The 25570-nt window shown below is 73.8% G+C and carries 23 protein-coding genes, 1 pseudogene and 1 riboswitch; of the genes and pseudogenes, 9 read left to right on the plus strand and 15 right to left on the minus strand.

The window, feature by feature from the left end:
* Positions 1 to 41: 41 nt before the first annotated feature.
* On the plus strand, positions 42 to 998 hold the full coding sequence (locus tag AB0N84_RS04865; protein WP_182045948.1) for a cation diffusion facilitator family transporter: 957 nt from the start codon (positions 42 to 44) through the stop codon (positions 996 to 998).
* A gap of 48 nt (positions 999 to 1046) precedes the next feature.
* On the opposite strand, the gene AB0N84_RS04870 is transcribed toward AB0N84_RS04865, so the two are convergent.
* Positions 1047 to 1478: a nucleoside deaminase gene (locus AB0N84_RS04870; protein WP_069712106.1), complete on the minus strand. Its 432-nt coding sequence runs from the start codon at positions 1476 to 1478 to the stop codon at positions 1047 to 1049.
* A 75-nt stretch (positions 1479 to 1553) separates the two neighbouring features.
* Here AB0N84_RS04870 and upp point away from each other — a divergent pair, with 75 nt between their 5' ends.
* From upp to AB0N84_RS04895, 5 genes are all read left to right on the plus strand, one after another.
* Entirely contained in the window at positions 1554 to 2189 is a 636-nt protein-coding gene (upp, locus tag AB0N84_RS04875; protein WP_069712105.1) for a uracil phosphoribosyltransferase, read from the plus strand.
* 477 nt (positions 2190 to 2666) lie between these two features.
* On the plus strand, positions 2667 to 3437 hold the full coding sequence (locus AB0N84_RS04880; RefSeq protein WP_069712104.1) for a winged helix-turn-helix domain-containing protein: 771 nt from the start codon (positions 2667 to 2669) through the stop codon (positions 3435 to 3437).
* Positions 3438 to 3732: 295 nt separating this feature from the next.
* Positions 3733 to 4233: a MarR family winged helix-turn-helix transcriptional regulator gene (locus AB0N84_RS04885; RefSeq protein ID WP_182045947.1), complete on the plus strand. Its 501-nt coding sequence runs from the start codon at positions 3733 to 3735 to the stop codon at positions 4231 to 4233.
* Positions 4230 to 5579 (plus strand): deoxyribodipyrimidine photo-lyase, encoded by a 1350-nt coding sequence (locus AB0N84_RS04890; RefSeq protein ID WP_289457365.1) that lies wholly within the window; start codon positions 4230 to 4232, stop codon positions 5577 to 5579. The genes AB0N84_RS04885 and AB0N84_RS04890 overlap by 4 nt, the downstream gene beginning before the upstream one ends.
* Positions 5576 to 7057: a serine hydrolase domain-containing protein gene (locus AB0N84_RS04895; protein ID WP_363544112.1), complete on the plus strand. Its 1482-nt coding sequence runs from the start codon at positions 5576 to 5578 to the stop codon at positions 7055 to 7057. Before AB0N84_RS04890 ends, AB0N84_RS04895 begins: the two co-directional genes overlap by 4 nt.
* Positions 7058 to 7114: 57 nt before the next feature.
* Here the strand turns inward: AB0N84_RS04895 and AB0N84_RS04900 are convergent, their stop codons facing one another.
* Positions 7115 to 8086 carry a PfkB family carbohydrate kinase gene (locus AB0N84_RS04900; protein ID WP_363544114.1) on the minus strand — a complete coding sequence of 324 codons (972 nt, stop codon included), beginning with the start codon at positions 8084 to 8086 and terminating at the stop codon, positions 7115 to 7117.
* A 121-nt stretch (positions 8087 to 8207) separates the two neighbouring features.
* Here AB0N84_RS04900 and AB0N84_RS04905 point away from each other — a divergent pair, with 121 nt between their 5' ends.
* A complete protein-coding gene (locus AB0N84_RS04905; protein WP_182045943.1) occupies positions 8208 to 8780 on the plus strand; it encodes a hypothetical protein in 573 nt (190 codons plus the stop codon).
* Positions 8781 to 8873: 93 nt separating this feature from the next.
* On the opposite strand, the gene AB0N84_RS04910 is transcribed toward AB0N84_RS04905, so the two are convergent.
* The 5 genes from AB0N84_RS04910 to AB0N84_RS04930 all read right to left on the minus strand — a co-directional run bounded on the left by AB0N84_RS04910 (position 8874) and on the right by AB0N84_RS04930 (position 15097).
* A complete protein-coding gene (locus AB0N84_RS04910) occupies positions 8874 to 9488 on the minus strand; it encodes a superoxide dismutase (RefSeq protein ID WP_182045942.1) in 615 nt (204 codons plus the stop codon).
* A 47-nt stretch (positions 9489 to 9535) separates the two neighbouring features.
* Positions 9536 to 10045 carry a flavin reductase family protein gene (locus AB0N84_RS04915; RefSeq protein ID WP_069712098.1) on the minus strand — a complete coding sequence of 170 codons (510 nt, stop codon included), beginning with the start codon at positions 10043 to 10045 and terminating at the stop codon, positions 9536 to 9538.
* A gap of 222 nt (positions 10046 to 10267) precedes the next feature.
* Positions 10268 to 11791 carry an MFS transporter gene (locus AB0N84_RS04920; RefSeq protein ID WP_363544117.1) on the minus strand — a complete coding sequence of 508 codons (1524 nt, stop codon included), beginning with the start codon at positions 11789 to 11791 and terminating at the stop codon, positions 10268 to 10270.
* Between the two features lie 202 nt (positions 11792 to 11993).
* A complete protein-coding gene (locus tag AB0N84_RS04925) occupies positions 11994 to 13085 on the minus strand; it encodes a LacI family DNA-binding transcriptional regulator (protein WP_363544119.1) in 1092 nt (363 codons plus the stop codon).
* Positions 13064 to 15097: an aldo/keto reductase gene (locus tag AB0N84_RS04930; protein WP_363544121.1), complete on the minus strand. Its 2034-nt coding sequence runs from the start codon at positions 15095 to 15097 to the stop codon at positions 13064 to 13066. The genes AB0N84_RS04925 and AB0N84_RS04930 overlap by 22 nt, the downstream gene beginning before the upstream one ends.
* 136 nt (positions 15098 to 15233) lie before the next feature.
* Here AB0N84_RS04930 and AB0N84_RS04935 point away from each other — a divergent pair, with 136 nt between their 5' ends.
* Together AB0N84_RS04935 and AB0N84_RS04940 are read left to right on the plus strand one after the other, a co-directional pair.
* Entirely contained in the window at positions 15234 to 15788 is a 555-nt protein-coding gene (locus tag AB0N84_RS04935; RefSeq protein ID WP_069712096.1) for a TetR/AcrR family transcriptional regulator, read from the plus strand.
* Positions 15789 to 15879: 91 nt separating this feature from the next.
* Positions 15880 to 16050: a hypothetical protein gene (locus AB0N84_RS04940; RefSeq protein WP_182048001.1), complete on the plus strand. Its 171-nt coding sequence runs from the start codon at positions 15880 to 15882 to the stop codon at positions 16048 to 16050.
* Between the two features lie 176 nt (positions 16051 to 16226).
* Here the strand turns inward: AB0N84_RS04940 and AB0N84_RS04945 are convergent, their stop codons facing one another.
* From AB0N84_RS04945 to AB0N84_RS04980, 8 genes and pseudogenes are all read right to left on the minus strand, one after another.
* Positions 16227 to 16814 (minus strand): hypothetical protein, encoded by a 588-nt coding sequence (locus AB0N84_RS04945; RefSeq protein ID WP_363544124.1) that lies wholly within the window; start codon positions 16812 to 16814, stop codon positions 16227 to 16229.
* Entirely contained in the window at positions 16811 to 17524 is a 714-nt protein-coding gene (locus AB0N84_RS04950) for a TetR family transcriptional regulator (protein ID WP_363544126.1), read from the minus strand. Before AB0N84_RS04950 ends, AB0N84_RS04945 begins: the two co-directional genes overlap by 4 nt.
* A gap of 55 nt (positions 17525 to 17579) precedes the next feature.
* Entirely contained in the window at positions 17580 to 18059 is a 480-nt protein-coding gene (gene ribH, locus AB0N84_RS04955; RefSeq protein WP_363544128.1) for a 6,7-dimethyl-8-ribityllumazine synthase, read from the minus strand.
* Between the two features lie 41 nt (positions 18060 to 18100).
* Positions 18101 to 18706 (minus strand): annotated as a pseudogene (gene ribB / locus AB0N84_RS04960) (3,4-dihydroxy-2-butanone-4-phosphate synthase); the annotation flags it as partial.
* Between the two features lie 41 nt (positions 18707 to 18747).
* Positions 18748 to 19386 (minus strand): riboflavin synthase, encoded by a 639-nt coding sequence (locus AB0N84_RS04965; protein WP_363544130.1) that lies wholly within the window; start codon positions 19384 to 19386, stop codon positions 18748 to 18750.
* A gap of 81 nt (positions 19387 to 19467) precedes the next feature.
* Positions 19468 to 19601: riboswitch (FMN riboswitch) on the minus strand.
* A gap of 268 nt (positions 19602 to 19869) precedes the next feature.
* Entirely contained in the window at positions 19870 to 22314 is a 2445-nt protein-coding gene (locus AB0N84_RS04970; protein ID WP_363544132.1) for a DUF2156 domain-containing protein, read from the minus strand.
* Entirely contained in the window at positions 22311 to 23639 is a 1329-nt protein-coding gene (locus AB0N84_RS04975) for an alpha/beta hydrolase-fold protein (protein ID WP_363544134.1), read from the minus strand. The genes AB0N84_RS04970 and AB0N84_RS04975 overlap by 4 nt, the downstream gene beginning before the upstream one ends.
* A 173-nt stretch (positions 23640 to 23812) precedes the next feature.
* On the minus strand, positions 23813 to 25516 hold the full coding sequence (locus AB0N84_RS04980; RefSeq protein ID WP_363544136.1) for a hypothetical protein: 1704 nt from the start codon (positions 25514 to 25516) through the stop codon (positions 23813 to 23815).
* Positions 25517 to 25570: the final 54 nt, after the last annotated feature.

Consider the following 25570-nt stretch of genomic DNA (forward strand, 5'->3'; position numbering starts at 1 on the left):
GCTCCCGACCCTATCCACCGCCCGCGCCTAGGATCGGTGCCGTGAGCGCATCAGGAGGCACGCGGGCGATCTTCGCCGCACTGGCCGCGAACATCGGCATCGCGATCGTGAAGTTCGTCGCGGCGGCGATCAGCGGGTCGGCGGCGATGCTGGCCGAGGGCGTGCACTCCCTCGCCGACTCGGTGAACCAGCTCCTGCTCCTGCTCGGCGGGCGCCGTGCGCGCCGTGCCGCGGACGAGGAGCACCCGTTCGGCCACGGTCGCGAGCGCTACGTGTACGCCTTCGTCGTCTCGATCATCCTGTTCAGCATCGGTGGGGTCTTCTCGCTGTACGAGGGCATCGAGAAGCTCCGCGAGCCGCACCCGCTGACGAACTGGTGGCTCCCGGTCGCCGTGCTCGTGATCGCGATCGGGCTCGAGGGCTTCTCGCTCCGCACCGCCCTGCGCGAGGCGCGACCGCAGAAGGGCTCCCAGTCGTGGGTGCAGTTCGTGCGTCGCGCGAAGGCTCCCGAGCTCCCCGTCGTCATGCTCGAGGACACCGCTGCGCTGACCGGCCTGGTGTTCGCCTTGCTCGGCGTCGGCCTGACCGTCGTCACCGGCGACGGCGTGTTCGACGCGATCGGCACGATCCTCATCGCCCTGCTGCTCATCGCCGTGGCCGTCGTGCTCGGCATCGAGACGAAGAGCCTGCTCGTCGGCGAGGGTGCGACCGCCGCCGACGTCGAGCGGATCAAGGCCGCCGTGCTCGACGGGCCCGAGGTCGACTCGATCGTGCACCTGAAGACCCTGTACCTCGGGCCCGACGAGCTGATGGTGGGCATGAAGGTGGCCGTCGACGGCGACCGGCGGCTCGGCGACGTGGCGGCCGGGATCGACACCGTGGAGCAGCGGGTCCGGGAGGCCGTGCCGATCGCCCGCGTCATCTACATCGAGCCCGACGTGCTCCGGACCGGGCCCCGGCCACCGACCGAGGCGATCGTCATCCGCGCGGCCGACTGAGGGCTCGGCGTCGGTCTGTCGGCGCCGCTCGCGCCGGCGCCGCTCGCGTCAGCGCCGCTCGCGGAAGAACGCGTCGAGCAGGTCGGCGCACGCCTGCTCCCGGACCCCCGCCACGACCTCGGCGCGGTGGGGCAGGCGGCGGTCCCGCGCGATGTCGTACAGGCTGCCGCTGGCGCCCGCCTTCGGGTCCCAGGCACCGAAGACGATCCGCGGGACGCGTGCGGCCAGGGCGGCGCCCGCGCACATCAGGCACGGCTCGAGCGTGACGACCAGGGTGTGCTCCGCCAGGTGCCGGTCCCCCGTGACCGCCGCAGCGGCGCGGAGCGCGAGCACCTCGGCGTGCGCGGTGGGGTCCTGGCGAGCCTCGCGCTCGTTCCGCCCCACGGCGACGACCGCACCCGAGGCGTCGACGACGACGGCACCGACCGGCACGTCACCGGTCACCAGGCACGCGCGGGCCTCGTCGAGCGCGCGGTCCATCGCGGCGGTCCAGGGGCGGGCGGCTGGGTGTTCCACGCGTCGATCCTGCCCCATCGGCACGGTACGCTCGACTCCATGCGAGTCCACGTCGCCGACCACCCGCTCATCACCCACAAGCTCTCGGTGCTCCGCGACCGGACCACACCCTCCCCGACCTTCCGGGCCCTCACCGAGGAGCTCGTCACGCTCCTCGCGTACGAGGCGACGCGGAACGTCCGGGTGACGGCCACGCCGATCGACACCCCGGTCGCGCACACGATGGGCGTCTCGATCGCGAAGCCCCGCCCGCTCGTCGTCCCGATCCTCCGCGCCGGCCTCGGCATGCTCGAGGGCATGGTCAAGCTCGTCCCGACCGCTGAGGTCGGGTTCCTCGGCATGGCGCGCAACGAGGAGACGCTCGAGCCGCAGACGTACGCGGAGCGGCTGCCCGACGACCTGTCCGGCCGCCAGTGCTTCGTCCTCGACCCGATGCTCGCGACCGGCGGCACGCTCGCCGCGGCGATCGACTTCCTGTTCGACCGCGGTGCCGAGGAGGTCACGTGCGTGTGCATCCTGGGCGCCCCCGAGGGCCTCGCGATGGTGGAGCAGGCCGTCGGCGACCGCAACGTGTCGATCGTCCTCGGCGCGCTCGACGAGAAGCTCGACGAGAACGGCTACATCGTCCCCGGTCTCGGCGACGCCGGCGACCGCCTCTACGGCCTGGCCGAGTAGCACCGCTTCCCCTCGACGCCGTCGTCCCGCGATCGCCCGCGCCGGGACGACGGCGTCGTCGCGCGCGGCCTGTCCACTCCGCCGCCACCGTCCGGTCGGACGGTTGACACCGCGTTGGTATACCGCCGATACTCGTGGCATGACTGCAACCGTGCCCACCCGAGTCCTCTGCGAGGCCCTGGGGACCGCCGGCACGATGATGCCGGCGACGGCGGTCATGCGTTGTCGAATGTGTGCCTGATCGGTACCCGTTCCAGCCGGATCCCCCGCGACACCACCCCGGTCGCGAGCGTGTGATCCCCGGGTGACGCCACCTCGTCGACGCGCAGGCATCGCGTCCGACGTGCCGGTCACCCTCCCGGAGGCCCCGGTCCACCGCAGGACCGCAGGGCGACACGGCGATCAGCCGTACCCGGACCGACGCATTCGACACCGCCGCGTTGCACCGCACCGCGACCACCCGCCCGGAGAACCACCATGTCGCTCACCATCGCCCAGCCCCGCACCACGCTCCGCACCGCCCCCGCTGCGCCGACCGACCTCGGCACGGTGACGCCGATCCGGGCTCGACGGCAGCCGGTGGCCCCGCCGGTGCCGACCGGCGTCCCGACCAGCCCGGTCGTCGCGCCGCAGCGGAACCGCGCGCTGCCCGAGGGCACCGAGGCCCGCGGCTTCGCGCTCTACGTGGGCATCGACGAGGCAGCGGCCGCGGCCGCCGGCACGACCCTCGCGGCCGTGGTCGAGCAGCTCAAGGCACTGACGGCACAGCTCGTCCCCTCGTCGGAGACGTACGCGGCCGTCGCGGTCGCCGCGGAGGGGTCCGGGGGCCGTGACGTCGACGTCGTCCGCCTCGCCCTGCAGGACCGGTCCGCGGTCGCCGCTCGGAAGCAGGCGGAGAAGCCCGAGCCCGAGGAGACCGGTGTCGTGATCGACATCTCGCGCAAGCGCGTGACCCTCGACGGTGAGGCCGCTCCCCTGACGTACAAGGAGTTCGAGCTGCTGCAGTTCCTCGTGCTGCGCGAGGGCCAGACGGTCGACCGTGCCGCCATCATCGACGGCCTGTGGTCCGACGACGAGGACGAGACCCCGAACGAGCGCACGATCGACGTGCACGTGCGACGGCTGCGGTCGAAGCTCGGTGCGTTCGAGGAGATCGTGCGCACGGTCCGGGGCGTCGGGTACCGCTTCGACCGCCACGCGGACGTCGCCGTGCGGTACGCGTCCACCCCGTCGCCCGACCTCTTCTGACCCGCTGAGCAGACGGTCAGCGAACTCGCAGCGATCGGTTCCAGGACACGCTGGCGCACCGTTACCGCGTCGTTATACAGTCGTCCCTGCAGGCAGTGTTTGCTGTGGCACGGCCTGCGGAATGTGATTGCAGGACACTCTTGGTGCAAGGGAAGAGGCCGGTCGCCCAGAAGGCGACCGGCCTCTGTCGTTCCCGAGGGCTCCCCCGTGTCCCCCACGGGCGGTCCACGCTCCGCGCGGTGTCCCCGCCCGTCGGTAGTGTGGCTGGACCGCACGACCGAGAGGGACGACGACCGTGGACGACGCACGCCGCAGCGACAAGGCGACCGCCGTCGCGGCCTGGGAGGCACTCTTCCGCGCGCAGGTGACCGTGATGCGCGCACTCAACGCCGACTTCCCGGGCGGTGAGATCTCCTTCAACGAGTACGACGTGTGCTTCAACCTGTCGACGCAGCCCGGCCGACGCTGCCGGATGCGCGACCTCACCGGTCACCTCCTGCTCACCCAGCCGAGCGTGAGCCGTCTGGTCGAGCGACTCGCCTCGCGCGGGATCGTCGAGAAGCAGCCCGACCCGAACGACGCACGCGGCGTCGTGGTCGCCCTCACGGCCCACGGCTTCGACGTCTACCGCTCGGTGGCGGTGCAGCACGCCCGGACCATCGCGGACCAGGTCGGTGCCGGACTCGACGACGACGAGCTCCGCACCCTCACCGAGCTCTGCACCAAGCTGCGCGTGGCGGCCGGGGGTCCCGACCGCGACCGCCGTCCGCGCGCCGTCGAGGCGGTGTCGGCATGACCGGTGCGATCGTCTGGCTCCGCGAGGACCTCCGTCTCGCCGACAACCCGGCACTCCGAGCCGCGATCGACCACGGCGGCCCCGTGACCGTCGTCGTCGTGCTCGACGAGGAGTCTCCGGGCATCCGGCCGGTCGGTGCCGCCAGCCGGTGGTGGCTGCACCACTCCCTCGCCGCGCTGGACGCGGAGCTGCGCGACCGGCACTCCCGGCTCGTGCTGCGCCGTGGTCCTGCCGCACGCGTCATCCCCGAGCTCGTCGCCCAAGCCGACGCCGACGCCGTGTACTGGAACCGGCGCTACGGCAAGGTGGAGCGCGACCTCGACGCGGGCATCAAGAGCGCCCTGACCGACGACGGCACCGAAGCCCACAGCTTCGCGGCGAACCTGCTCTGGGAGCCGTGGACGGTCATGACGGGCCAGGGCGAACCCTTCAAGGTCTTCTCGCCGTTCTGGCGGGCCGCCCAGGCGATGCCCGAGCCGCGGCACCCGCTGCCGAAGCCGCGCGACCTGCCCGCCCCGGCCGACGTGGCGTCGGACGACCTCGACGACTGGGCGCTCCTGCCGACGAAGCCGGACTGGGCCGGCGGGCTGCGCGACGCCTGGGAGCCCGGCGAGGCCGGCGCGCACCGGAAGCTCGAGCAGTTCGTCCACGATGCGCTCGAGGACTACGACCAGCGCGACGAACCGGCCATGGCGGCGACGAGCGACCTCTCCCCGCACCTCCGGTGGGGCGAGGTGAGTCCGTACCAGGTGTGGCACCGCCTGCACGGCGAGCTCGAGCCCGCCCAGCGGCGACAGGCCCCGGCGTTCCTCCGGCAGCTCGCCTGGCGCGAGTTCAACTGGAACGAGTACTTCCACTGCGACGACATCGCGACGGTCAACGTGCGCCGCGAGTTCGACGCCTTCCCCTGGCGCGACGTGGACGAGGACGAGCTCGACCGCTGGCGGCACGGCCGCACCGGCTTCGACCTGGTGGACGCGGGCATGCGTGAGCTGTGGTCCTCCGGCGCGATGCACAACCGCGTCCGGCTGGCCGCGGCGAGCTTCCTCGTCAAGAACCTGCTCGTGGACTGGCGCATCGGCGAGCAGTGGTTCTGGGACACCCTGGTGGACGCGGACCCCGCGAACAACGCCGGCAACTGGCAGTGGGTGGCCGGGTCGGGCTTCGACGCCGCACCGTACTTCCGCGTGTTCAACCCCGACCGCCAGCTCGAGCGCTTCGACCCGCACCGCGAGTACGTGCGGCGGTGGGTGCCGGCGGACGAGGACCGACCGGAGCCCATGGTCGACCTGAAGGCCACGCGGCAGCGCGCCCTCGACGCCTACGCCGAGATGCGCCGGACGTGACGGTCTCCCCCGCGGTCCTCGCGGTCATCGACGCGCGGTTCCGTTCCCGGGTCGAGGACGGCACCACGCCGAGCAGCGTGTGGGGTGTCCTCGACCGGAGCGGCCTGATCGCGTCCGGAGGCCACGGCGACCGCGGCGACGGTCGGGCGCCGGACGCGGACACGGTCTACCGCATCGCCTCGTGCACGAAGAGCTTCACCGCGGCCACCCTGCTGACGCTCGTCGCCGAGGGACGGGTCGACCTCGACAGCCCCGTGACCGACGCGGTCCCGGCCTTCGCGGCCGTCACGCTGCCCTCCCCCGACGCGCCCGTCCCGACCCTGCGGATGCTGCTGACGATGTCCGGCGGCCTGCCGACGGACGACCCCTGGGCGGACCGGCAGGAGTCGATCACGGACGACGACCTCGACGCGGTGCTCCGCGGCGGGCTGCTCTTCGACTCCGTCCCGGGCACGCGCTTCGCCTACTCGAACACGGGCTACGCGCTGATCGGGCGAGCGATCGCCCACGCCGCCGGCGTCCCGTACGCGCAGGCGGTGACCGAGCGGGTGCTGACGCCGCTCGGGCTCGACGCCACCGTGTTCAGCGCCGCCGAGGCACGCGGGTACGTCGTGACGGGCCAGCGGGACGACGACGGTTCCTGGACCCCGCAGCCGATGACCGGCCCGGGCGCGTTCTCGGCGATCGGCGGCCTGTTCTCGACGGTCCGAGACCTCGCCCGCTGGGCCCGGCACCTGGCGTCCGCGTCCGGTGCCGACCCCGAACCCGGCCCGGTGACACCGGCGGACCGCCGCGCGGCGCAGCAGGCCCTGCGGGTCGTCCCGCCGTCGGTCGTCCCCGCCGCGCGCCGAGCGACCGCGTACGGCTTCGGGCTGTTCGTCGAGCAGGACCCGCGGTACGGCGAGATCGTGTCGCACTCCGGCGGCTACCCCGGCTTCTCCGCGCACATGCGGTGGTCGGTCGAGCACGGTCTCGGCGTCGTGGCGTTCGAGAACGCGACGCAGGCGAAGGTGTCCGCACCCGCGGAGCAGGCGCTCGACGAGCTCCTCGCGGACCTGCCGATGGACGTCGACGTCGAAACCGCGAGGGTGCAGCGGGCGGCAGCGGTCCCGGGGGTGCGCCGCACGGTCGACGCCGTGCGAGCGGCTCGCGAGGCGGTCTCGGCGCTGCTGCGCGGGTGGGCCGCCGACGACGTGGACGACGCGACGGTCGCCGCCCTCGGTGCCGCGGTCTGCACCCCGAACGTCCCGATGGACCGGCCGTGGGCGGCCCGCCGTCGTGCGCTGCTCGAGGCCGTGCGGACCGTCGGGGCCGACCTCGACGCCGCGCCGCTCGAGGAGCGCTCGACGGTCCCGTCGCAGCTCCGGTGGTGGCTCCCCGGCACCGCGGGACGACTCCGGGTCGAGATCCGCCTCGCCCCGCTCGCCGCCGGGCGCGTGCAGACCCTGCTGGTGACCGCCGAACCCACCGAACGGTAGCCGCAGGACGAGCAGTGACACCCGACGACGAGCGGTGACACCGGACGGCGAGCCCCGCTAGACCGGCGGGCGCGCCCCGACCACCCCGAGCGCGAGGGACGCGACGCGGACGCCCTCGCGGGCGGCGGACGCCACGCGGACGCGGTCCGTCGCCCAGGCGCGGAGGAACCCCGCGGCGAAGGCGTCCCCCGCCCCCGTGGTGTCGACGACCGTCGTGGCCGGCGCGGTGACGCGCAGCGGAGCCCGACCCCGTCGGCCGACCAGTGCGCCGTCGGCCCCGGTCGTCACGACCACGAGCGGCACCGCCTCGGTGAGCCGGCGCAGGGCCTCCGGCAGGTCCTCGGCCCCGCCCAGGGCGCGCGCCTCGGCGGCGTTCGGGAACAGGACGTCCACACCGGTCAGCGCGGACAGCACGTCCTCGGCGCCGACCGCGCGCACGACGGCCGTCGAGGACGGGTCCAGCGAGACGCGTGCCCCTCCCGATCGCGCGCGTGCGACGAGTCCGGCGATGCGCGCCGGACCGCCACCGAGCAGGGCCGCCCCGGTGAGGTGGACGATGTCCGCGCGGGACACCAGGTCGTCGCCGACGTCGTCGGCCCGGAGGTCGCCGCTCGCCGCCGGGTCCGACATGCTGGTCCGTCCCGCGGTGCTCCGGACCGACACGAGCGCTCCGGTGGGGACGCAGGCGTCGTACCGCAGGTGCGGCCGGACGCCGGCGTCGGTCAGGGCCCGCCCGTGCCGCACCACGTCGTCGACCCCGACCCGGGCGACGAGGTCGACCTCCGCGCCGAGCCACCCCAGCCAGCTCCCGGCGCCCCCACCGGCACCGGCCGGCTGGTGCCGGATCAGCGCGGCCGGGTCGTGAGCACCCACCGTGGTGACGGTGGTCTCGACGAGGACCCCGTCGAGCACGTCGCCGACCACCAGGAAGCGCTTGCCGCGGCCGCGACGCCGTCCCGCCACCCGTCGTCCGTCGGCGCCCACCGCGGGCCGTGACGGCACCGGGACGCGCTCGGGAGACGGTGACACGTCCGACACGGTACACGAACATGAGCAAAGCTCCGAAACACGCACCGTACTGATCCGCTAACATTTCAGAAGATCACCTCGGCGGACACGCCGCCGCCACTCGAGACCGCCCGGAGGGACCATGCCCAGGAGGCCCGACCCCACGCTCAAGCCCGCGATCATCGCGAAGGTCGCGCGTCACCTGCAGGACACCAAGGTCGAGGACGCCTCGGTGCGGAGCCTCGGCCGTGTCCTGGGCACGAGCGCCTACCCGATCGTCTACCACTTCGGCTCGCGCGACGCCCTGGTCGACGCCGTCGTGGACCACCTGTGTGCCGACGAGGACCGGCTGCTGGCACCGGACGCCGACCCCGACGCGCTCGCCGAGCACCTCCTCGCCGTCTACGGCCGGCTCGGCACCCCGGAACGCCTGCTCGCGGTCCGGCTGACCTTCGAGCTCGGCTGCGTCGAGGGGCTCGACGGCCGTGACCGCCAGCGTCGGCTCCACCGCCACCGGGTCGCCGAACTGACCGCGTGGTGTCGTACCCACGGGTACTGCGACGCCGAGGCGGACCGCGCCGCGCGGGCTGCGGTCGACGCCGCACGCGGCGCGCAGTGGTCGGCGCTGGTCGACCCCGAGCACGCGGACGTCGACACCGCCCTGCTCGCCGTCGCCCGGGGGCTCGCCGCCGACGTCCGACTGGCGGCCGCCTGACCGGGACGGCACGGACGACGGACGGGAGGCGCGGTACCGACCGGCACCGCGCCTCCCGTCCGTCGGTCGGTCACCGCGGTGACCGACGTCGCGTCACAGGGTGACGAACGACTGCGACTTGGCGTTCGCGAAGCGGGCCGCGACGTTCTCCCAGTCGACGATGTTCCACACGGCCTTGACGTAGTCCGCCTTGACGTTGAGGTAGTCGAGGTAGAAGGCGTGCTCCCACATGTCGAGCATGAAGATCGGGACGACGCCGAGCGGCACGTTCGCCTGCTGGTCGAAGAGCTGGAAGGTGACGAGCTTCTGGCCGACCTGGTCCCACGCGAGGACGGACCAACCGGAGCCCTGGATGCCGTTGGCGACGGCGGCGAACTGTGCCTGGAACGTCGAGAACGAGCCGAAGAACTCGTCGATCGCCGCGGCGAGCTCGCCCTCGGGGACCTTGGTGTCCGGGCCGAGGTTGGTCCAGAAGATCGAGTGGTTGACGTGGCCACCGAGGTGGAACGCCAGGTCCTTCTCGAGCTTGTTGACCGCACCGAAGTTGCCGGACTCGCGCGCCTCGCCGAGCTGCTCGAGCGCGGTGTTCGCGCCGGTCACGTAGGCCTGGTGGTGCTTGTCGTGGTGCAGCTGCATGATCTTGCCGCTGATGTGCGGCTCGAGCGCGGCGTAGTCGTACGGCAGCTCGGGCAGGGTGTACTCGGCCATGGCGAGGTCCTTTCGATCGGTGGTGGTCTGACGTGGTCCCGCGGCGCTCAGGAGAGCCGGGAACGTTCGGAGAGGGAGTGGAACTCCCGGTTGTGGTAGACGAGCGGCTCGCCGTGGGCCTGGCCGACGACGATGTCGAGGACCTCGGCGACGACGACGGTGGACGAGCCGATCTCGGTCGTCGACCGGGGGCGGCAGCGCAGGGCCGTCGCGGCGCCGGGGAGGTAACGCTCGCCGGACGGCAGGGTGCCCCACATCGGGTCGTCGGCTGCCGGGCTGCCCGTGGCGGCGAAGCGCTTCGCGAGCCCGACGCTCAGCGAGTCGACGAGGTGCACGACGAAGACGTCGGCGCCCAGGACGACCCCGGCGGACCCGGACTTCGTCGACAGCGAGAACACGAGGACGGGCGGGTCCACCGCGACGCTCGCGACGCTGGAGGCGGTCAGGCCGGTGGGTCCGTCGGGCCCTTCGGCGGTGATGACGGCGACGCCGGCGGGGTGGCCGCGGAAGGCGGCCTTGTAGGCGTCGGCGGTCGTCGCGGGTGCTTCGTCGGGCATGGCAGTCGTGGGGATCCTCCGGGTGGGGTCGGCCGCGGCTGCGCGGCCATCTCCCAACGTAGGACCTCGACAGGGGTCCGCGTCAGCGATTCCCAGGTTCGTCCGATCCCGGGCGCGCCGCGCGACCGGGCCGACCGCGCCGCGCGACCGGGCCTGGCGCGCCGCGAGACCCGACCGCGCCGCCTCGGTCGGACCAGGCCTGCCTCGGTCGGACCGGTCCCGTCAGTCCCGCCGCAGCATGACCACGGAGGCCGCCGCTGCGACGAGCATGAGCACCGCTGCGACACCGGCCGTGATCGTGACGCCGGAGTCGAACGCCGCCCGGGCGCTCTCCAGGAGCGCCTGCCCCGCTGCCCCGCCGAGGTCGGTCGCCGCGGAGACCGCGCCGCCGAGGGTCTCCTGGGCGGCGGTCCGCGCCGAGCCGCTGAGACCGTCCGGGACCACCACGTGCGTCCGGTACGCCGTCGCGAGGATCGTCCCGAGCACGGCCGTGCCGAGCACCGCGCCGATCTCGTACGCCGTCTCGGACACCGCCGACGCTGCTCCCGCCTTGTCCGCGGGGGCCGTCGAGATGATCAGGTCGTTCGTCACCGTCTCGGACGCGCCGATGCCGATGCCGAGCAGCACGAACGCGACGGCCAGCGCGACGATCGTCGCGTCGTGTCCGAGCAGGGACACCATCGCGTACGCGGCGGCCGAGAACGTCAGGGAGACCGCGACCACCCAACGCGGAGCGACCCGGGCGACGACCGGCACGACCACCAGGCCGGCGACGACGGTCAGGACCGAGCCCGGCACGAGCACCAGCCCGGAGGTGAACGGGTCGAGCCCGGCGACGAGCTGCAGGTGCTGGGCGACGAAGAACAGGAAGCCGGTGAGCGAGAACATCGCCGCCATGTTCATGAGCACGCTGCCGGTGAACGCGGTGCTCCGGAACAGCCGGAGGTCGAGCATCGGCGTGCGCGAGCGCAGCTGCCGGCGGACGAACGCGGTGCCGCAGAGGACGCCGACCGCGAGCATCGCGATCGCGAGCCCGCGCTCGTCGGGGTGCACGACGGACTTGATCGCCCACGCCGTCGGCGCGAGGGCACCGAGCGACAGGAGCATGCTCGGCACGTCCACCGGGCCGGGCGCGGGGTCGCGGGACTCCGGCACGAAGAAGGGCACACCGACGAGCATGAGCACGAGGATCGGGACGGCGACGAGGAACACCGCACCCCAGTGGAAGTGCGCGAGCAGGGTGCCGCCGACGAGCGGGCCGAGGGCGTTGCCGGCGGCGAACATCGTCGACCAGACGGCGAGCGCCATGCGCCGCTCCCCCGCGTCGACGAAGACGTTCCGGATGATCGAGAGCGTCGCCGGCATGAGCATGGCGCCGAAGACGCCCATCACGGCGCGCGCGGCGACGAGCATCCAGGCCTCGGTCGCGAAGGCCGCGGCGACCGAGAGCAGCGCGAACCCGGTGGCACCGACGACGAGGATCCGGCGGCGCCCGAGGCGGTCGCCGATGCTGCCCATCACCACGAGCAGGCCGGCGAGCACGAGCGGGTAGGCGTCGACGATCCAGAGCTGGGTCGTCGCGCTCGGGTCGAGGGCGCGCGCGATGGTCGGCAGTGCGAAGCTCAGCACCGTGTTGTCCACGGAGATGAGCAGCACCGGCAGCATGAGCACGGCGAGGGCCGCGAACCGTCGGGCGCGGCTGCCGGTGACGGCGGTGGCGACGGGGCTGGTGAGCAGAGCGGACACGGTGACTCCCTGGGGAACGAGCCGGACCAGGTCGACGGCGGAGCAGACGAGACGGGACGCGGAAGTCGACACGCGCCCCGTCAGGACTCCGTCAGTGTACCGTCTGGACGGTCATGGTTGCAAGTGCAACCACCGCCGGTCGGGAGGCCCGTGCCGGGCCCGTCACGCGCCTCCCGTCCGCCGTCCGCCCACCCGGGAGCCGTCAGGCGGACTCGCGCAGGAGCAGCCGGTGCCGGACCGTGCGCTGCACCGCCGCACCGGAGCGCGGCAGCTCACCGGCGAGCATGCCGAGGGCGAGGTCGAGCGCCTCACCGGCGACCACGTCGAGGTCGACGCCCAGCGTCGTCAGGGTCGGCGAAACGAGCGTGCCCGTCGCGAGCCCGTCCACCCCGACGACCCGGACCGTCCCCGGGACGTCGACACCGGCGCGTCGGCAGGCCGCGAGCACACCGAGCGCCATCACGTCGTTGAAGGCGAGGACGGCGTCGAGTCGACGGAACCGGTCGAGCGCGCGGGCGGTCATGGCGGCACCGAGCTCGGCGGTCGGGGCGTCCGCGATCGCCACCTCGGGCAGATACCCGCGGCGGCGGAGCGCGTCGAGCATGAGGCGCCCACGGCTGCTCGGGCGCCCGCTCTCCGACGCGTCGACGATCACGGGGTGCCGGACACCGGTGCGCACCAGGTGGTCGGCGAGCTCCTCGATCGCCGCGGTGGGGTCGATGCGGACCGCGGCACGGAGCACCTCGCCGGCGGGGTCGAGCTCCACGACCGGCACCGAGCCGAGTCGCTCGATCCACTCCGGAGCGCGCGCGCCGAGGTAGCCGACGACCACGTCCGTCTGCACGCCGAGCGCCTGCACCGCCCGGTCCGAGTCGCCGGCGAGCCCGACGTCCGCGAGCATCACGTTCCACCCTCGCCCCGCCGCGAGGCCGAGCACGGCGGCGGCGAGTTCCGGCGAGTAGGGGTTGCGGAGGTCGTTCACGACGAGCCCGAGCTGCCGGTCACCGCCCGTCACGAGCCCGCGGCCGAAGCGCGAGGGGCGGTAGTCCAGGGCCGCGGCCGCCGCGAGCACCCGTTCCTTCGTCGCCGCGCTGATGCCGTACAGGCCGTTCATCGCGCGCGTCACCGTCTGCCGGGACACCCCGGCCGCCGCGGCGACGTCGTGGATGGTGGCGCGGACGGCCGGCGGTCCGACGGTGTCCGGCGGACGCCGGAGCGACGCGGGCGCGGCCGTCACGGCCCCGCCCGCGTCGCCGACGTCGGCGCTCCCGCTCAGTCGCGCAGGTCCAGCCACGCGACCTGCTCCGGGCTGAGCTCCACCGACAGGCCGGTCATCGACGACCGCGCCTCGGCGATGGTGCGCGGGCCGAACAGCGGGAAGGTCGGGAACGGCTGGTGCAGCACGTACGCCAGGGCGATGGCCGTGGCCGGGACGCCGTACCGCTCCCCGAGCTCGCGGGCTCGGCGGAGCCGCTCGAAGTTCGCGTCGGAGTAGTAGCAGCGCACGAGCTCGGCGTCGCTGGTGTCCCCGGGGGCGGCCCGTCCGGTGAAGAAGCCGCGCGCCTGCGACGACCACGGCAGCAGCGGGACCTGGCGCTCCTCGAGCCACCGCTTCGACGCGGGGTCGGTCGCGTGCTCGCAGCCGTCCCACGGCACGTCGTACGCCTCGGCGAGCCCGAAGTGGTTGCTGAGGACCTCGAAGCCGTGCTTGCCGTTCGCCGCCGCGTACGCGTTCGCCTCGTCGAAGCGGGCGAGTGTCCAGTTCGATCCGCCGAACACCCGGATGCGCCCGGCACGGCGGTGTTCGTCGAGCACGTCGACGAACTCCCCGACCGGGACGTCCGGGTTGTCGCGGTGCATCATGTAGATGTCCGCGTGGTCGGTGCCCTGCCGTTCCAGGCTCTCCAGCAGCTGCCGGGTGAGGGACTCCGGGTCGCAGAACGGGGTGTGCGCGCCCTTCGTGATGACCACGACGTCGTCGCGGATGCCGCGGTTCGCGATCCACCGGCCGAGCCGACCCTCGAGGACCCCGCCGCCGTAGATGTACCCGGTGTCGAAGACGTTGCCGCCCTGCTCGAAGAACATGTCGAAGACCGCGCTGGCGTGGGCCAGGTCGGGCTGGTTGTCGACGCCCATGACGAGGCGCGACATGCGCTTCCCGACGCCGGGGACCTCGCCGTACCGCATCGGGGCGTCGTCCCGCACGCGCAGAGGGCGGCCGCTCACCGTGGGGACGTCGGCGGTCTCGGCCTCGAACGGGTAGCGGAGGCCGATCGCGGCGCGCCAGCGGTCGAGCGTCCGGGCTGTGGCGAGCGTCTCGTCGAGCGTCATCTGCGCAGCCTCGACGGCACCGGCTGCCAGCGCCGCCGTCGTTGCGTCGGCCTCGAGCGCGTAGGGCTGCGCGCCGGCGAACGACAGCGTGCGGGGGTCCTCGTCGACGGTGCTGACCACGATCATCGGGTCCTCGGACAGGGTCCACGGGTCGGTCAGGACGATGCGCCCCCGCGTGCCGTGCACCGTGACGGCGTTGTCGTCCTGCACCCGGACACCGGTGCGCACCGAGGCGGTGATGCCGGTCCGGTAGGTCAGGTGCGCCACCGTCCACTCGTCGACGCCGGTGGGGCCGAGGGTGCCGGTCGCCGTCAGCTCGACGGGTTCCGCCACGGCGACACCGGTCGCGGCCTGGACCACCGCGGCCGCCATGGTGACGGGGTACCCGCCGACGTCGAGGATCCCGCCGCCGGCGGTCGCGACGTCGAACAGCCGTCCGGTGCGCTCCCCCGCGCGGAACGCGAAGGACGCGTCCACGTGGGTGACCTCGCCGACCGTACCCTCGCGGACCAGGTCGAGCAGGGCCGCGGTCTGCGGGTGGAACCGGTACATGAACGCCTCGACGAGGGGCAGACCCGCCTGACGTGCGGCGTCGACGAGCGCCATCGCCGTGCCGTGGTTCGGCGCCAGCGGCTTCTCGCAGAGCACGGCCTTGCCGGCGGCCAGCGCACGGAGCACCAGGTCGGCGTGGCCGGTGTGCACGGTCGAGACGTAGACCGCGTCCACCGCCTCGTCGGCGAGCACCGTGTCGTACTCACCGGCGCGGACGTCGGCGAAGCCGTGGTCGGCGGCCTCGTCGGCGAAGGCCCGGGCGCGCTCGGTGGCGGAGCTGCCCGCGGCGACGAGGGTGCCCGTGCTCGCGGGCAGCTGGGAGAGGAAGCGGCGGGCGATGCCGCCGGGGCCGAGGACGGCCCAGCCGGGGGCGGGAGCACCGGCGGGTGGCGTGGTCGAGGGGGTCGCGGTCTGCGCTGACATGCGGATCCTGTTCGTGTCGTGAACCTTCACGGTCATGGCGACGCTAGCCGGGCAGGTGCAGCGGGACAAGGCGTTCGTGAACGTTCACGGAACCAGGCGGTCGTCACGGTCCGGACGGTTCCCTAGACTCGTCCGCATGGCAAGTGCCCGCGACCGCGTCCTGGACAGCTTCGTCGCCATCGTGTGCGAGGAAGGCGAGCGTCCGGCGACCCTCGACGCCGTCGCCGCGCGGGCCGGTGTCTCGAAGGGCGGACTGCTGTACCACTTCGGGTCGAAGGCCGCGCTGGTCGAGGGACTCTGCGAGCGTCTGTCGGACCTCTCCGCGATCGACGTCGAGCGCATGCGCGAGGCCGAGGACGGTGCGCCGCGCTACTTCGTCCGCAACTGCCTCTACGTCGGCAGCGAGCTCGACCTCGCCCTGCTCGCGGCGAGCCGCCTCCAGCAGGCCGGGTACGAGGAGGCCGGGCGGACGCTCGACGAGACCGAGAACGCCTGGCTCGAGACCCTGGTCGACGCCCTCGGCGACGTCCCCACCGCGCAGGCCGTGAAGCTGCTCGGCGACGGGCTCTACCACCAGGCCTCGCTCGGCGCCGCGATCGCGACCGACGTGCGGCCGCACCGTGCCAGCGTCGACATGGAGGCCCTGCTCGCGGTGGTCGACCGGCTCATCGCGACCCGTCCGGGTGCGTGAACCCACCGTCCTCGCGGTGCGCGTGAACCGGTCCCGCCCGACCTGGGGATAGACTGGTCCCGATCCACCCGCTCGAACCGGAGGTACCACCGTGGCCCGCGTCGTCGCCGCTTTCTTCTCGATCCTGCTGCTGCTGGTGTCGATGTACCTCTTCGGGTTCGCGTTCCAGGTGCAGTCCGGCCAGGCCTTCGTCTTCATGGGCGGCGTGCTCCTCATGTGCCTCTCCTTCTTCCTGCCGATCCACGTCTTCGGCAAGAAGTAGCCGGCAGCACGACCACGACGGCCCCGCACCTCCTCCGAGGTGCGGGGCCGTCCGTCGTCCCCCGGCGCCGTCGTCCCCCGGCGCCGTCGTCGGGTCGAACCACGGAACCGACATCGAACCACCCCCCACAGCTGGTTCGATGTCGGTTCCGCGGTTCGACACCGGCGCGGATCGCGTCAGACGAGCGGCTCCGGCGCCGGCCCCGCTGCGTCCCGCCGACGGGCACCCCGCAGCTGACCGCGCCGAGCGAGCGCTCCCGCCACGCCGGCAGCGAGCCCCATCGGCAGCGCCGTACCCACGGACGCCAGGGGGTCGCCGTACCCGTCCGACAGCAGGATCGCCACGACGGCGGTCGAGGCGACCGCGAGCACCGCGGCGGTCAGTGCCGTCCAGGCCACGTGCGCCCGGTCCGACCGCACCCGGCGGAGCCGACGTCCGACGACCCACGTCACCGGGAGCGACAGGACGGACGCGACGAAGGCCGGGACCGCCGAGAACAGCGGCACGAGGACGATCCACCACAGGGTCGACGTCGCGTCCGACACGGTGACGTCGCCCCCGACGAGCACCCCCACGAGACCGACGACCGTCGGCAGGATGCTGAGCACGGGCAGGACGGCGAGGACCAGCCACCCGTACGCACGCGCCTCGAGCGCGATCGAGTCCTCCAGGGTCCAGGTGCGGCCCACCCCGGGGCCGGTGCCGGCCGCCCCGGCCAGAGGGTCCGCGACGGTCCGACCCACCTGCTCGCCGTCGCCGCTCATGCGTCCCGCCCCGCGACGATCCCGACGATGCGGGTCACCGAACGCCGGAACGGCCGGACGCGCAGCATCGGCAGCGCGAAGCGCAGGATCCCCAGTGCCGCGTCCACCAGGCGGTCGGTGCGACGTTGCCCCGGCGAGCCGTCGTACACCCAGAAGAGCGTGACGAGCAGGTACGCCGTCCACAGTGCCCGCGGCAGGTCGGCCTGCAGCTCCTCGGGCACCCGGTTCCGCGTCTGCGTGACAGCCCGTTCGAAGAGCCCGAGGACGACGTCCCGCGCCGGGGCCGACTCGGCCGAGAACGGGTTGTTCGGCGACCCTGGCGCGATCGCGGTGGTGAGGAACTGCGGCGCGATCGCGTGCCAGGACGACAGGTTGTCCAGCCCCGTGCGGACGACGATCCCCACGCGGTCCGTCAGATCCTCGACCCCCTCGAGTGCGGGCGTCGCGAGGGCGACGTGCTCGTGCTGCACCTCGACGTAGAGCTCCTGGACGAGGTGGTCCTTCGTCGGGAAGTGGTAGTACGCGTTCCCGACCGAGAGCCCGGCCTCGGCCGCGATGCCCCGCATCGTCGTGCCGTCGTAGCCCTGCTCGCGGAACGACCGCAATGCCACCTCGCGGATGCGCCCGCGCGTGCGGTCACGCTTGGTGACCGCCTCCCCCTGCTTTTCGAACATGTTCAAAAAATACACCGGGGCGCTGTCGGTGTCCACGGACGACGAAGCGCCCCGCACCACGGGTCCGTGGTGCGGGGCGCTTCGTCGTCGGTCAGGCGAGCTGGCGCAGGCTCCGCAGCACGACCGCGGTCGCGATCGCCGCGTGCGCGGCCTCGGCGCCCTTGTCCTCCTTCGACCCGGGGAGCCCCGCACGGTCGAGGCCCTGCTGCTCGTCGTCGAGGGTGAGCACCCCGAAGCCGACCGGCTTGCCGCTCTCGAGGGCGACCGTGGTCAGGCCGCTCGTCGCCGCGCTCGAGACGTAGTCGAAGTGGGGCGTCCCGCCGCGGATGATCACACCGAGGGCGACCACCGCGTCGAACCCGGCCTCGAGCGCGGCCTTCGCGACGACCGGCAGCTCGAAGCTGCCCGGCACGGGGACGACCTGCGCCGTGGCCCCGAGGCGCTCGACCTCGCGCTGTGCACCGGCGAGGAGGCCCCCGGCGATCGTCTCGTGCCACTGTCCGGCGACGATCGCGACCCGGATGCCCGAGCCGTCAACGTGGTCGCGCTCCGCTGCTCCTGCTCCGCTCATGCTGTGGTTCCCTCCTGGGGCGCGGACGACGCCGCTGCCCGGTCGGCCGCGTCGAGCCAGTCGACGAGTGCGGCGATGGTGATGACGGGCACGCCCTCGCGTGCCCCGAGTGCGACGAGGCCCGGCAGACGCATCATCTCGCCGTCCTCGCCGACGATCTCGCAGATCGCCGCCGCGGGCCGGAGCCCGGCTGCGGTGACGAGCTCGATCGCGGCCTCGGTGTGCCCGGCGCGTTCACGGACGCCGCCCGGACGGGCCCGCAGCGGCACGACGTGCCCGGGGCGGTGCAGGTCGTCACGGACCGACGAGGGGTCCGCGAGCACGCGGAGTGTCCGTGCCCGGTCGTGCGCGCTGATGCCGGTCGTCACGCCGACCGCGGCGTCGACGGTCACCGTGTACGCCGTGCCGCGGACGTCCTCGTTGTGGGCCACCATCGGCGGCAGGTCGAGGGCGTCGGCGATCTCGGCGCTCACCGGAGCGCAGATGAACCCGGACGAGTGCGCGACCGTCCACGCGACCCACTCGGGGCTCGCGAGCTCGGCGGCGAGGATCACGTCGCCCTCGTTCTCGCGGTGCTCGTCGTCGGCGACGATGACCGGGCGTCCCGCGGCGATGGCGGCGACCGCGTCGTCGATGCTCGACAGCACCGGGCCGCCCGTCTGCGCGACGGACGGGGTCCCGACGGCGGTCACCGTGCCTCCAGGACGGGCGCCCCGGCCTCGAGCCGCAGCATGCGGCGGACGTGCCGGGCGAGGACGTCGGTCTCGACGTTCACCCGGTCCCCCGGCACCCGCGACCCGAGCGTGGTCGCCTCGAGCGTCTCGGGGATCAGGCTGACCTCGAACCACGCTTCGGCGGGCGCGGTGGCCTCGTCCGAGACGGCACTGACGGTGAGCGAGACGCCGTCGATCGCCACGGAGCCCTTGTCGACGACGAGCGGGCTGAGGTCCGGCGCCAACGAGAAGCGCACGCGGCGCCACCCGTCGCCGTCGGCGGTGGCGAGCACGGTCGCGGTACCGTCCACGTGCCCCTGCACGATGTGCCCGCCGAGCCGGTCGCCGACGGACGCGGCGCGCTCGAGGTTCAGGCGGTCCCCGACCGTGAGCGTGCCGTGCGCGCTCATGTCGAGCGTCTGCTTCATGACGAAGGCGGTGAAGGTGTCGGCGGTCTGCTCGACCACGGTCAGGCAGACCCCGCTCGTGGCGATGGAGTCGCCGTGACGGGCGTCGGCGACGACCTTCGGGCCGTGCACGGTGAGCGCGACGGAGTCGCCCTGCTGCTCGACGGCGGTGACGGTGCCGAGTTCCTCGATGATGCCGGTGAACACTGGTGTCCTCTCAACGGGACTCCGGGGCGCTCGACGGTCGTCGGCAACAGCGGACGGGGACGACGGATCGTCCCTGCCCGCCAGCGCCACCTCTCATCCGGACTCTCACCGTCGGTCCCGGGATCCCACCGGGTCAGCATCGGTCGGGTCGGAACCCGTCGTCAGCTCGTGGACTGTCACCACCGGTTCGGACTTGCACCGACCCCGGAGCGCTTGCGTGACTGAAATGATACCCCACACCCCCGGGGCGCGTCCGCGGGCGTTGCGTCGGGTGACACGGACCGCGTGGCGGACGGGAGGCGCGGGGCGGGCCCGCCCCGCGCCTCCCGTCCGTCGCTCCCGCCCCGGCGCCGCACCCGTACCGGGATGCCGCACCGGCAGCGAGACGCCGCGCACGCGGCGGGACGCCCCCGGATGAGGCGGCGTCTCGCGCCACGAGGCGTGCCGGTCGGACGCCGGCGTCCCGCGCGACCGCAGCCCGGCTCAGCCCCGCCCGCGCACCAGCGCGACGGCCTGCCGCAGGGACAGGTCCGGCAGGTACGCCCGCACCACCGCGACGCCGATCGCGGGCAGCGCCACCGGGTCCGGGTACGCCAGCACGAGGGGGTGCAGGTCCGGGCCGAACTTCGCCTTGAACCGGAGCAGCGACCGGAAGCCGTAGACCGGCTCGAGGACGCCGCCCACCAGGTCGAGCAGGTCCTGCACGCCGTCGGCGGTCGGCGCGCCCTCGGCCGACTGCGCGAGCGGCGCGGCGGACAGGCTGAGGCGTTCCACCCCGTCCTCGCGCATCCGGTCCGCCGCGCTCGCGACGAGGAACTCCATGACGCCGTTCGGTGCCGCGTTCGTCCGGCGCATCACGTCGAGCGTCCATCCGACGACCCGGCCGGCCCGGTGGCTCGGCAGCCAGCTGGTCACCGCGAGCACGGTGCCCTCGGGGTCGAGCGCCACGAGCGTCCGCACCGCCGGGTCCCGCATCTCGTCGACGCCGCCGAGCGTGAAGCCCATCTCGGGCAGCTCCCGCTCCGACACCCACTCCTCGGAGATCGCCTCGATCTGCCGGACCGTCGACACGGGCAGGTCCTGCCACGACGACCAGAGGGCGGTGGTGCCCTCGCGCCCGGCCTTGTTCACCGCGGTGCGGACGTCCTGCTTCTTCTTCCCGGTCGTCGTCCAGGTGCGGGGGTCCAGGTCGGCGTCCTCCGCGACCGGCAGCGTGCCCCAGCCCTGCGCGGTCAGGGTTGCCGCGGACTCGGCACCGATGCCGTAGAAGACCGCCGTCCAGCCGTGGTCGTCGCACCACCGGGCGAACGCCGTCATGGCCGCGTCACGCGCGTCCGGCCACCCGAACGGCCCGCCGACGGTCACCGCGACGCGTCCGTTGCGCCGGAACGCGACACCGGCGCGACCGTCGTCGGAGAACCAGTACGCGTTGCCCTGCCACGTCGTCATCCAGCCGAAGGTGTCCCCGCCCGCCGCCTCGAGCAGCGTCCGGGCGCGGAGTCGGCTCTCGTGCAGGCCGTCGGCGTCGGCGTCGGCGTCGACCGCACCGGTGGGCCGGACCGCCGCGGCGGCGACGACCAGCCACAGCACCGGCCCGGCGGCGCCGAGCACGAACCGGAGGGCGGGGTCGAGCGCGGGCAGTCGGTCCCAGGTCACGACCGGGGAGAGCGGCCCGAGGGCGGCGACCACGAGCCGCAGGGGGTCGGCGACGGCGCGCGGCGACGAGGCCGTCGTGACGAGCACGACGGTCGTGACGATCACGAGTGCGGCGACCACCACGACCAGGAAGGTCACCACGCGGCGCCGCGCCGGCAGGACGGTGAAGGACCGGCGGAGCAGCACGAGGACGAGCGCTGTGGCCAGCGGGACGACGACGGATGCGACCACCGAGACCGAGACGACGAAGCGGTTCTCCGTGCCGTGCAGCTCGGCCATCCGCGACGGCAGGACGCTGTAGGTCACGGCGGCCGCGACCGCCAGCACGGTGTCGACGACGACCGCGAGCCACACGGCGAAGCGGCTCCCGCGGAACAGTCCGAGCCCGGCGACGACGAGCACGAGGAGCGGCGCGACGGCGAGCACGAGCGTCCACGGGTCGGTGGCGCGGTAGGCCAGCAGACCACGCAGGCACTCCCCCGTCACACCGTTCTCCGAGCAGCCGCGCACCGGCGTCACCGGTCCCGTGCCGACGACCGCGGCGAGCGGTGCGAGCAGGCCGACGCGGGCGCGGGAGAGGAGTGCGATGACGGGACCGATCGCCGACACGAGGACGACGGTCCCGAGCAGCACCCGGGTCTCGCGGTGCGAACTGCGCGTCCACCCGAGCCGTGCGGGCCCCCGGCGGAGGAGGTCGCCGAGGAGCCACCCGGCGGCCACCGCGAGCGCGGCGGAGAGGTCCGCCACGTGTCCCGCGTAGAGGAGCAGCGCGGCGACGACCGCCACGGCGTTGACCCGGATGCGTCGGCGCCAGAGCGGCCCCGCGAAGGCGCTCGCCGTGACGATCGTCCCGAGGATCGCCGTCCACGGGTCGAAGCTGGTCGCGCGGCCGACGAGGAGCGCACCGACCTGGTGGCCGTCCCGGTCGAACAGGGCGGTCAGCGCCGCCAGGCCCGTCCCGACGACCGTCGTGGCGACGAAGGCCAGGACGGTCCGGCGGTACCCCATCAGCCGCTCGGCGGCACCGACGAAGGCGACGACACCGGCGAGCGTGAGGACCAGGGCGAGCGCCCCGGTGGTCACGGCGAAGACCCGGAACGGTCCGAAGTGGACGGCGTCGACGGACCCGGTGTGCCCGACGACGCGGATGACGAGGCCGGCGATCGAGGTCACGAGCACGAGGACCGCGACCACCGCCGTGACCGGGTACCCGCGGACGGCGCGCAGGGCGCGGGTCCAGGTCCTCGTCGGAGTCGGTGTGTCCGTGCTCACAGTGCCCCCTCCTGCTGCGGCAGACCGAGGTGTGCCAGCACGGCGGGCAGCCCGTTGGCGAGCACGTACCGCACGGTGTTCCAGTCGTGGGCCGAGCCCGGCGAGACGATGAGCTGCGTCTGCTGGCCAGCGCGCTCCGCGGCGGCGCGGAGCGTCTCGGTCGACGCCCGGTACGGGGCGTCGTCCTGACCGTAGCCGAAGACGGTGAGGTGGTCGTGGTACGGCGCGTGCGCCGCCATGATCGCGACGGGGGCCGCCGCCCGGTACGCAGCCGACGAGCCGCCGAAGGCCAGCTGGGTGCTCAGCTGCGCGTTGCCCGTGATCGGGGCGAGCTCGCTCGAGATGGCCAGGGCGCTGCCGAACACGTCGGGGTGGGCGGTCGAGAACTGCATCGCACAGGTCGCCCCCTGCGAGAACCCGAGGATGCCCCAGGCGTTGGGGCCGCTCTCCACGGGGAGGTGGTGCTCGATCCACTGCACCGTGTCCGTCATCACGTAGGTGGCGCTGCGCCCGAGGCGCCGGGAGTCGACGCACATCGGGTTCCGGTTCGGAGCGGCGAGCTGGTCCGGCGACACCACGATCGGCCCGAGGCCGTGGTGGGCGGCGGCGTAGCGGTCGAGGAAGGAACCGAGGTCGCCCGTCTGGAACATGTCCGCCGGCTGCCCGGGCTGCCCGGACAGGGCGATCAGGACGGGCAGCTCCGGCGGGTGCGCGACCCGGGCGGCCGGAGGCAGCCAGACGACGGCCTTCCGCGCCCGGAAGTGCGACACGGTGCCCGGGATCTTGACGCTGACGGTCTCGCCCGCTCGCGGCATGCCGGCCGGCGCGTGCCAGTCCGCCAGGTCCACCGGCTGGCCGGCGGTGCCGTGCGTGGACACCGGGATCGTGACCGACCGGTACGGATCCGTGGCGACGGCCTGCTCCACGTTCTTGTAGAAGCCGAAGTCGACGTTCACCCCGAGACCGGCGGAGAGCAGCAGGGCTGCGGCCGCGCCGACCGCGAGCACCCGTGCGAGCCAACGGCCCTGCACCGCGACCACGACCAGGAGGGCGACGCCGGCGAAGGCGAACGCCACCCACATGCGCGTGACCGGGGTGAAGGCCACACCGAAGTCGTCCTGCACGTCACCCGTCCACCAGACCGTGACGAGACCGATGGCCGCACCGACCACGGCACCGCCGACCCGGAACGCCGCGCGTCGACTCCGGTGCCGCTCGCGGGTCGGACCGACGAGCACCCATAGCGCGAGGACCGCGGCCAGGACGTACACGGGGACGAGCAGCCGGAGGCCGGTGATCGGGATGCGCAGGAGTTCGTGGAGCACGCTCTCATCGTGGCGCTGCACCACTGCCGGAGACCCTCGGAAGCGCTTCCACTGCGCACAGGTTGGACACCGAGTGCTCCCAGGCAGGGCCCAGCAGGTCCTCAAGCGGACCGGCGGCGCACGCACGGGTCGGAGGGGCACCGCGGACGGTGCCCCTCCGACCGGTCAGGCCGTCAGACGGTGCGACGGCGGAGGACCAGCGCGGCCGCCCCGAGGAGCAGCAGCAGGAGCGCCGCGGCCGCGGGGACCGCGGGCGAGCCGCTACCGGTGTACGCGAGTGCCGACGGCGCCCCCGAGGTGGCGACGGCGACGGTGTCCACCGCGGCCGGCCGGGAGGCACTGGTCGCCACGACCGCGCCGGTGCCGGTGACGCCGGTGGTCGTCGCTGCGCCGGTGGCCGCTGCACCGCCGGAGCTCACCACGGGTGTCGTGGTCGCCGGCGTGGGGGTGTCGCCGCCGACGGTGGCGTCACCGGGCGTCGTGGTGGTGGGGTCCGTCACCGGGTCCGTGCCGGTCTCGGGGTCAGTGCCCGTGCCCGGGTCCGTGCCCGTACCGGGGTCCGTGCCCGTGCCCGGGTCCGTGCCGGTCCCGGGGTCCGAGCCGGGGTCCGTGCCCGGGTCCGTGCCGGTACCCGGGGTCGTGCCCGTACCCGGGTCCGTGGTGCTCGTGCCGTCACCGACGATGCCGATGCCGTTGCCGCCGACCGAGATCGGGACGCTGACGACCGGGGTCACCTGCGTGCCGGAGCCCACACCGCCCGAACCCGACGTCGTGCCACCCGCAGACGGGGCCGAGGACCCCGCACCGACCGTCGGCGCCGTACCCGTCGCCGTGCCGTCACCGACGACGCCGATGCCGTTGCCGCCGACCGAGATCGGGACGCTGATGACCGGGGTCACCTGCGTGCCGGAGCCCACACCGTCCGAACCCGACGTCGTACCACCGGCCGACGGGGCCGAGGACCCCGCACCGGCCGTCGGCGCCGTACCCGTCGCCGTACCGTCACCGAGCAGCCCGATGCCGTTGCCACCGATCGTCACCGGCACCGACACCACCGGCGAGACCTGCGTCCCCGAGGCCACACCGTCCGAACCCGACGTCGTACCACCCGCAGACGGGGCCGAGGACCGCGCACCGGACGTCGGCGCCGTACCCGTCGCCGTACCGTCACCGAGCAGCCCGATGCCGTTGCCACCGATCGTCACCGGAACCGACACCACCGGCGAGACCTGCGTCCCCGAGGCCACACCGTCCGAACCCGACGTCGTCCCACCGGTCGACGAGGCCGAGGACCCCGCACCGGCGTCGGTCGCGGGCGGCGTCGACGTGGCGCCGGCGTCACCTGCGACGGCGACCGCGTTGCCCGTGGCCGTCACCGGAGCGGTCACGGCACCGACCACCTGCGTCCCGGAGGCCACGGCGTCCGTGCCGGACGTCGCAGGAGCAGGAGCAGGAGCAGGAGCGGGGGCTGCAGCCGGAGCAGCAGGAGCAGCGGCCGGAGCCGTCGCCGCGGCGTCGCCGGCGACGGCGACCGCGTTGCCCGTCGCCTGGACGGGAGCGGTCGCGACGGGCGCGACCTGCGTCCCCGAGGCGACGCCGCCCGCACCGGACGTCACCGGTGCGGCGGACGCGGCCGGAGCCGGGGCAGGGGCGGGGGCAGCCGCCGGAGCAGCGGTCCCGGACACGGCGTCACCGAGCACCCCGAGGGCGTTCCCGGTGACGGACACCGGCACGCTGACGGCCGGAGCCACCTGGGTGCCGGACAGGATGCCGTCCGCACCGGAGGTGGTCGCGGCGTTCGCGGCCGCTGTCCCTCCGAGCGTCAGGCCTCCGACGAAGAGGGTGAACCACAGCCCTCTCGAGACGTACTTGTTCATGGTCGTTCCTCACTGATCGAGATCTGGTCCGACCGCGATGGCGGTCGGGTGGTG

Source organism: Curtobacterium sp. NPDC089185, assembly GCF_040685235.1.
Classification (GTDB): domain Bacteria; phylum Actinomycetota; class Actinomycetes; order Actinomycetales; family Microbacteriaceae; genus Curtobacterium; species Curtobacterium citri.

Bases quoted from the DNA above. Each gene is read 5' to 3' on its own strand.
- AB0N84_RS04870 (WP_069712106.1), bottom strand. From the start codon at position 1,478: ATGGACCGCGCGCTCGACGAGGCCCGCGCGTGCCTGGTGACCGGTGAC.
- upp (WP_069712105.1), top strand. From the start codon at position 1,554: ATGCGAGTCCACGTCGCCGACCACCCGCTCATCACCCACAAGCTCTCG.
- AB0N84_RS04880 (WP_069712104.1), top strand. From the start codon at position 2,667: ATGTCGCTCACCATCGCCCAGCCCCGCACCACGCTCCGCACCGCCCCC.
- AB0N84_RS04890 (WP_289457365.1), top strand. From the start codon at position 4,230: ATGACCGGTGCGATCGTCTGGCTCCGCGAGGACCTCCGTCTCGCCGAC.
- AB0N84_RS04905 (WP_182045943.1), top strand. From the start codon at position 8,208: ATGCCCAGGAGGCCCGACCCCACGCTCAAGCCCGCGATCATCGCGAAG.
- AB0N84_RS04910 (WP_182045942.1), bottom strand. From the start codon at position 9,488: ATGGCCGAGTACACCCTGCCCGAGCTGCCGTACGACTACGCCGCGCTC.
- AB0N84_RS04915 (WP_069712098.1), bottom strand. From the start codon at position 10,045: ATGCCCGACGAAGCACCCGCGACGACCGCCGACGCCTACAAGGCCGCC.
- AB0N84_RS04930 (WP_363544121.1), bottom strand. From the start codon at position 15,097: ATGTCAGCGCAGACCGCGACCCCCTCGACCACGCCACCCGCCGGTGCT.
- AB0N84_RS04935 (WP_069712096.1), top strand. From the start codon at position 15,234: ATGGCAAGTGCCCGCGACCGCGTCCTGGACAGCTTCGTCGCCATCGTG.
- AB0N84_RS04945 (WP_363544124.1), bottom strand. From the start codon at position 16,814: ATGAGCGGCGACGGCGAGCAGGTGGGTCGGACCGTCGCGGACCCTCTG.
- ribH (WP_363544128.1), bottom strand. From the start codon at position 18,059: ATGAGCGGAGCAGGAGCAGCGGAGCGCGACCACGTTGACGGCTCGGGC.
- AB0N84_RS04980 (WP_363544136.1), bottom strand. From the start codon at position 25,516: ATGAACAAGTACGTCTCGAGAGGGCTGTGGTTCACCCTCTTCGTCGGA.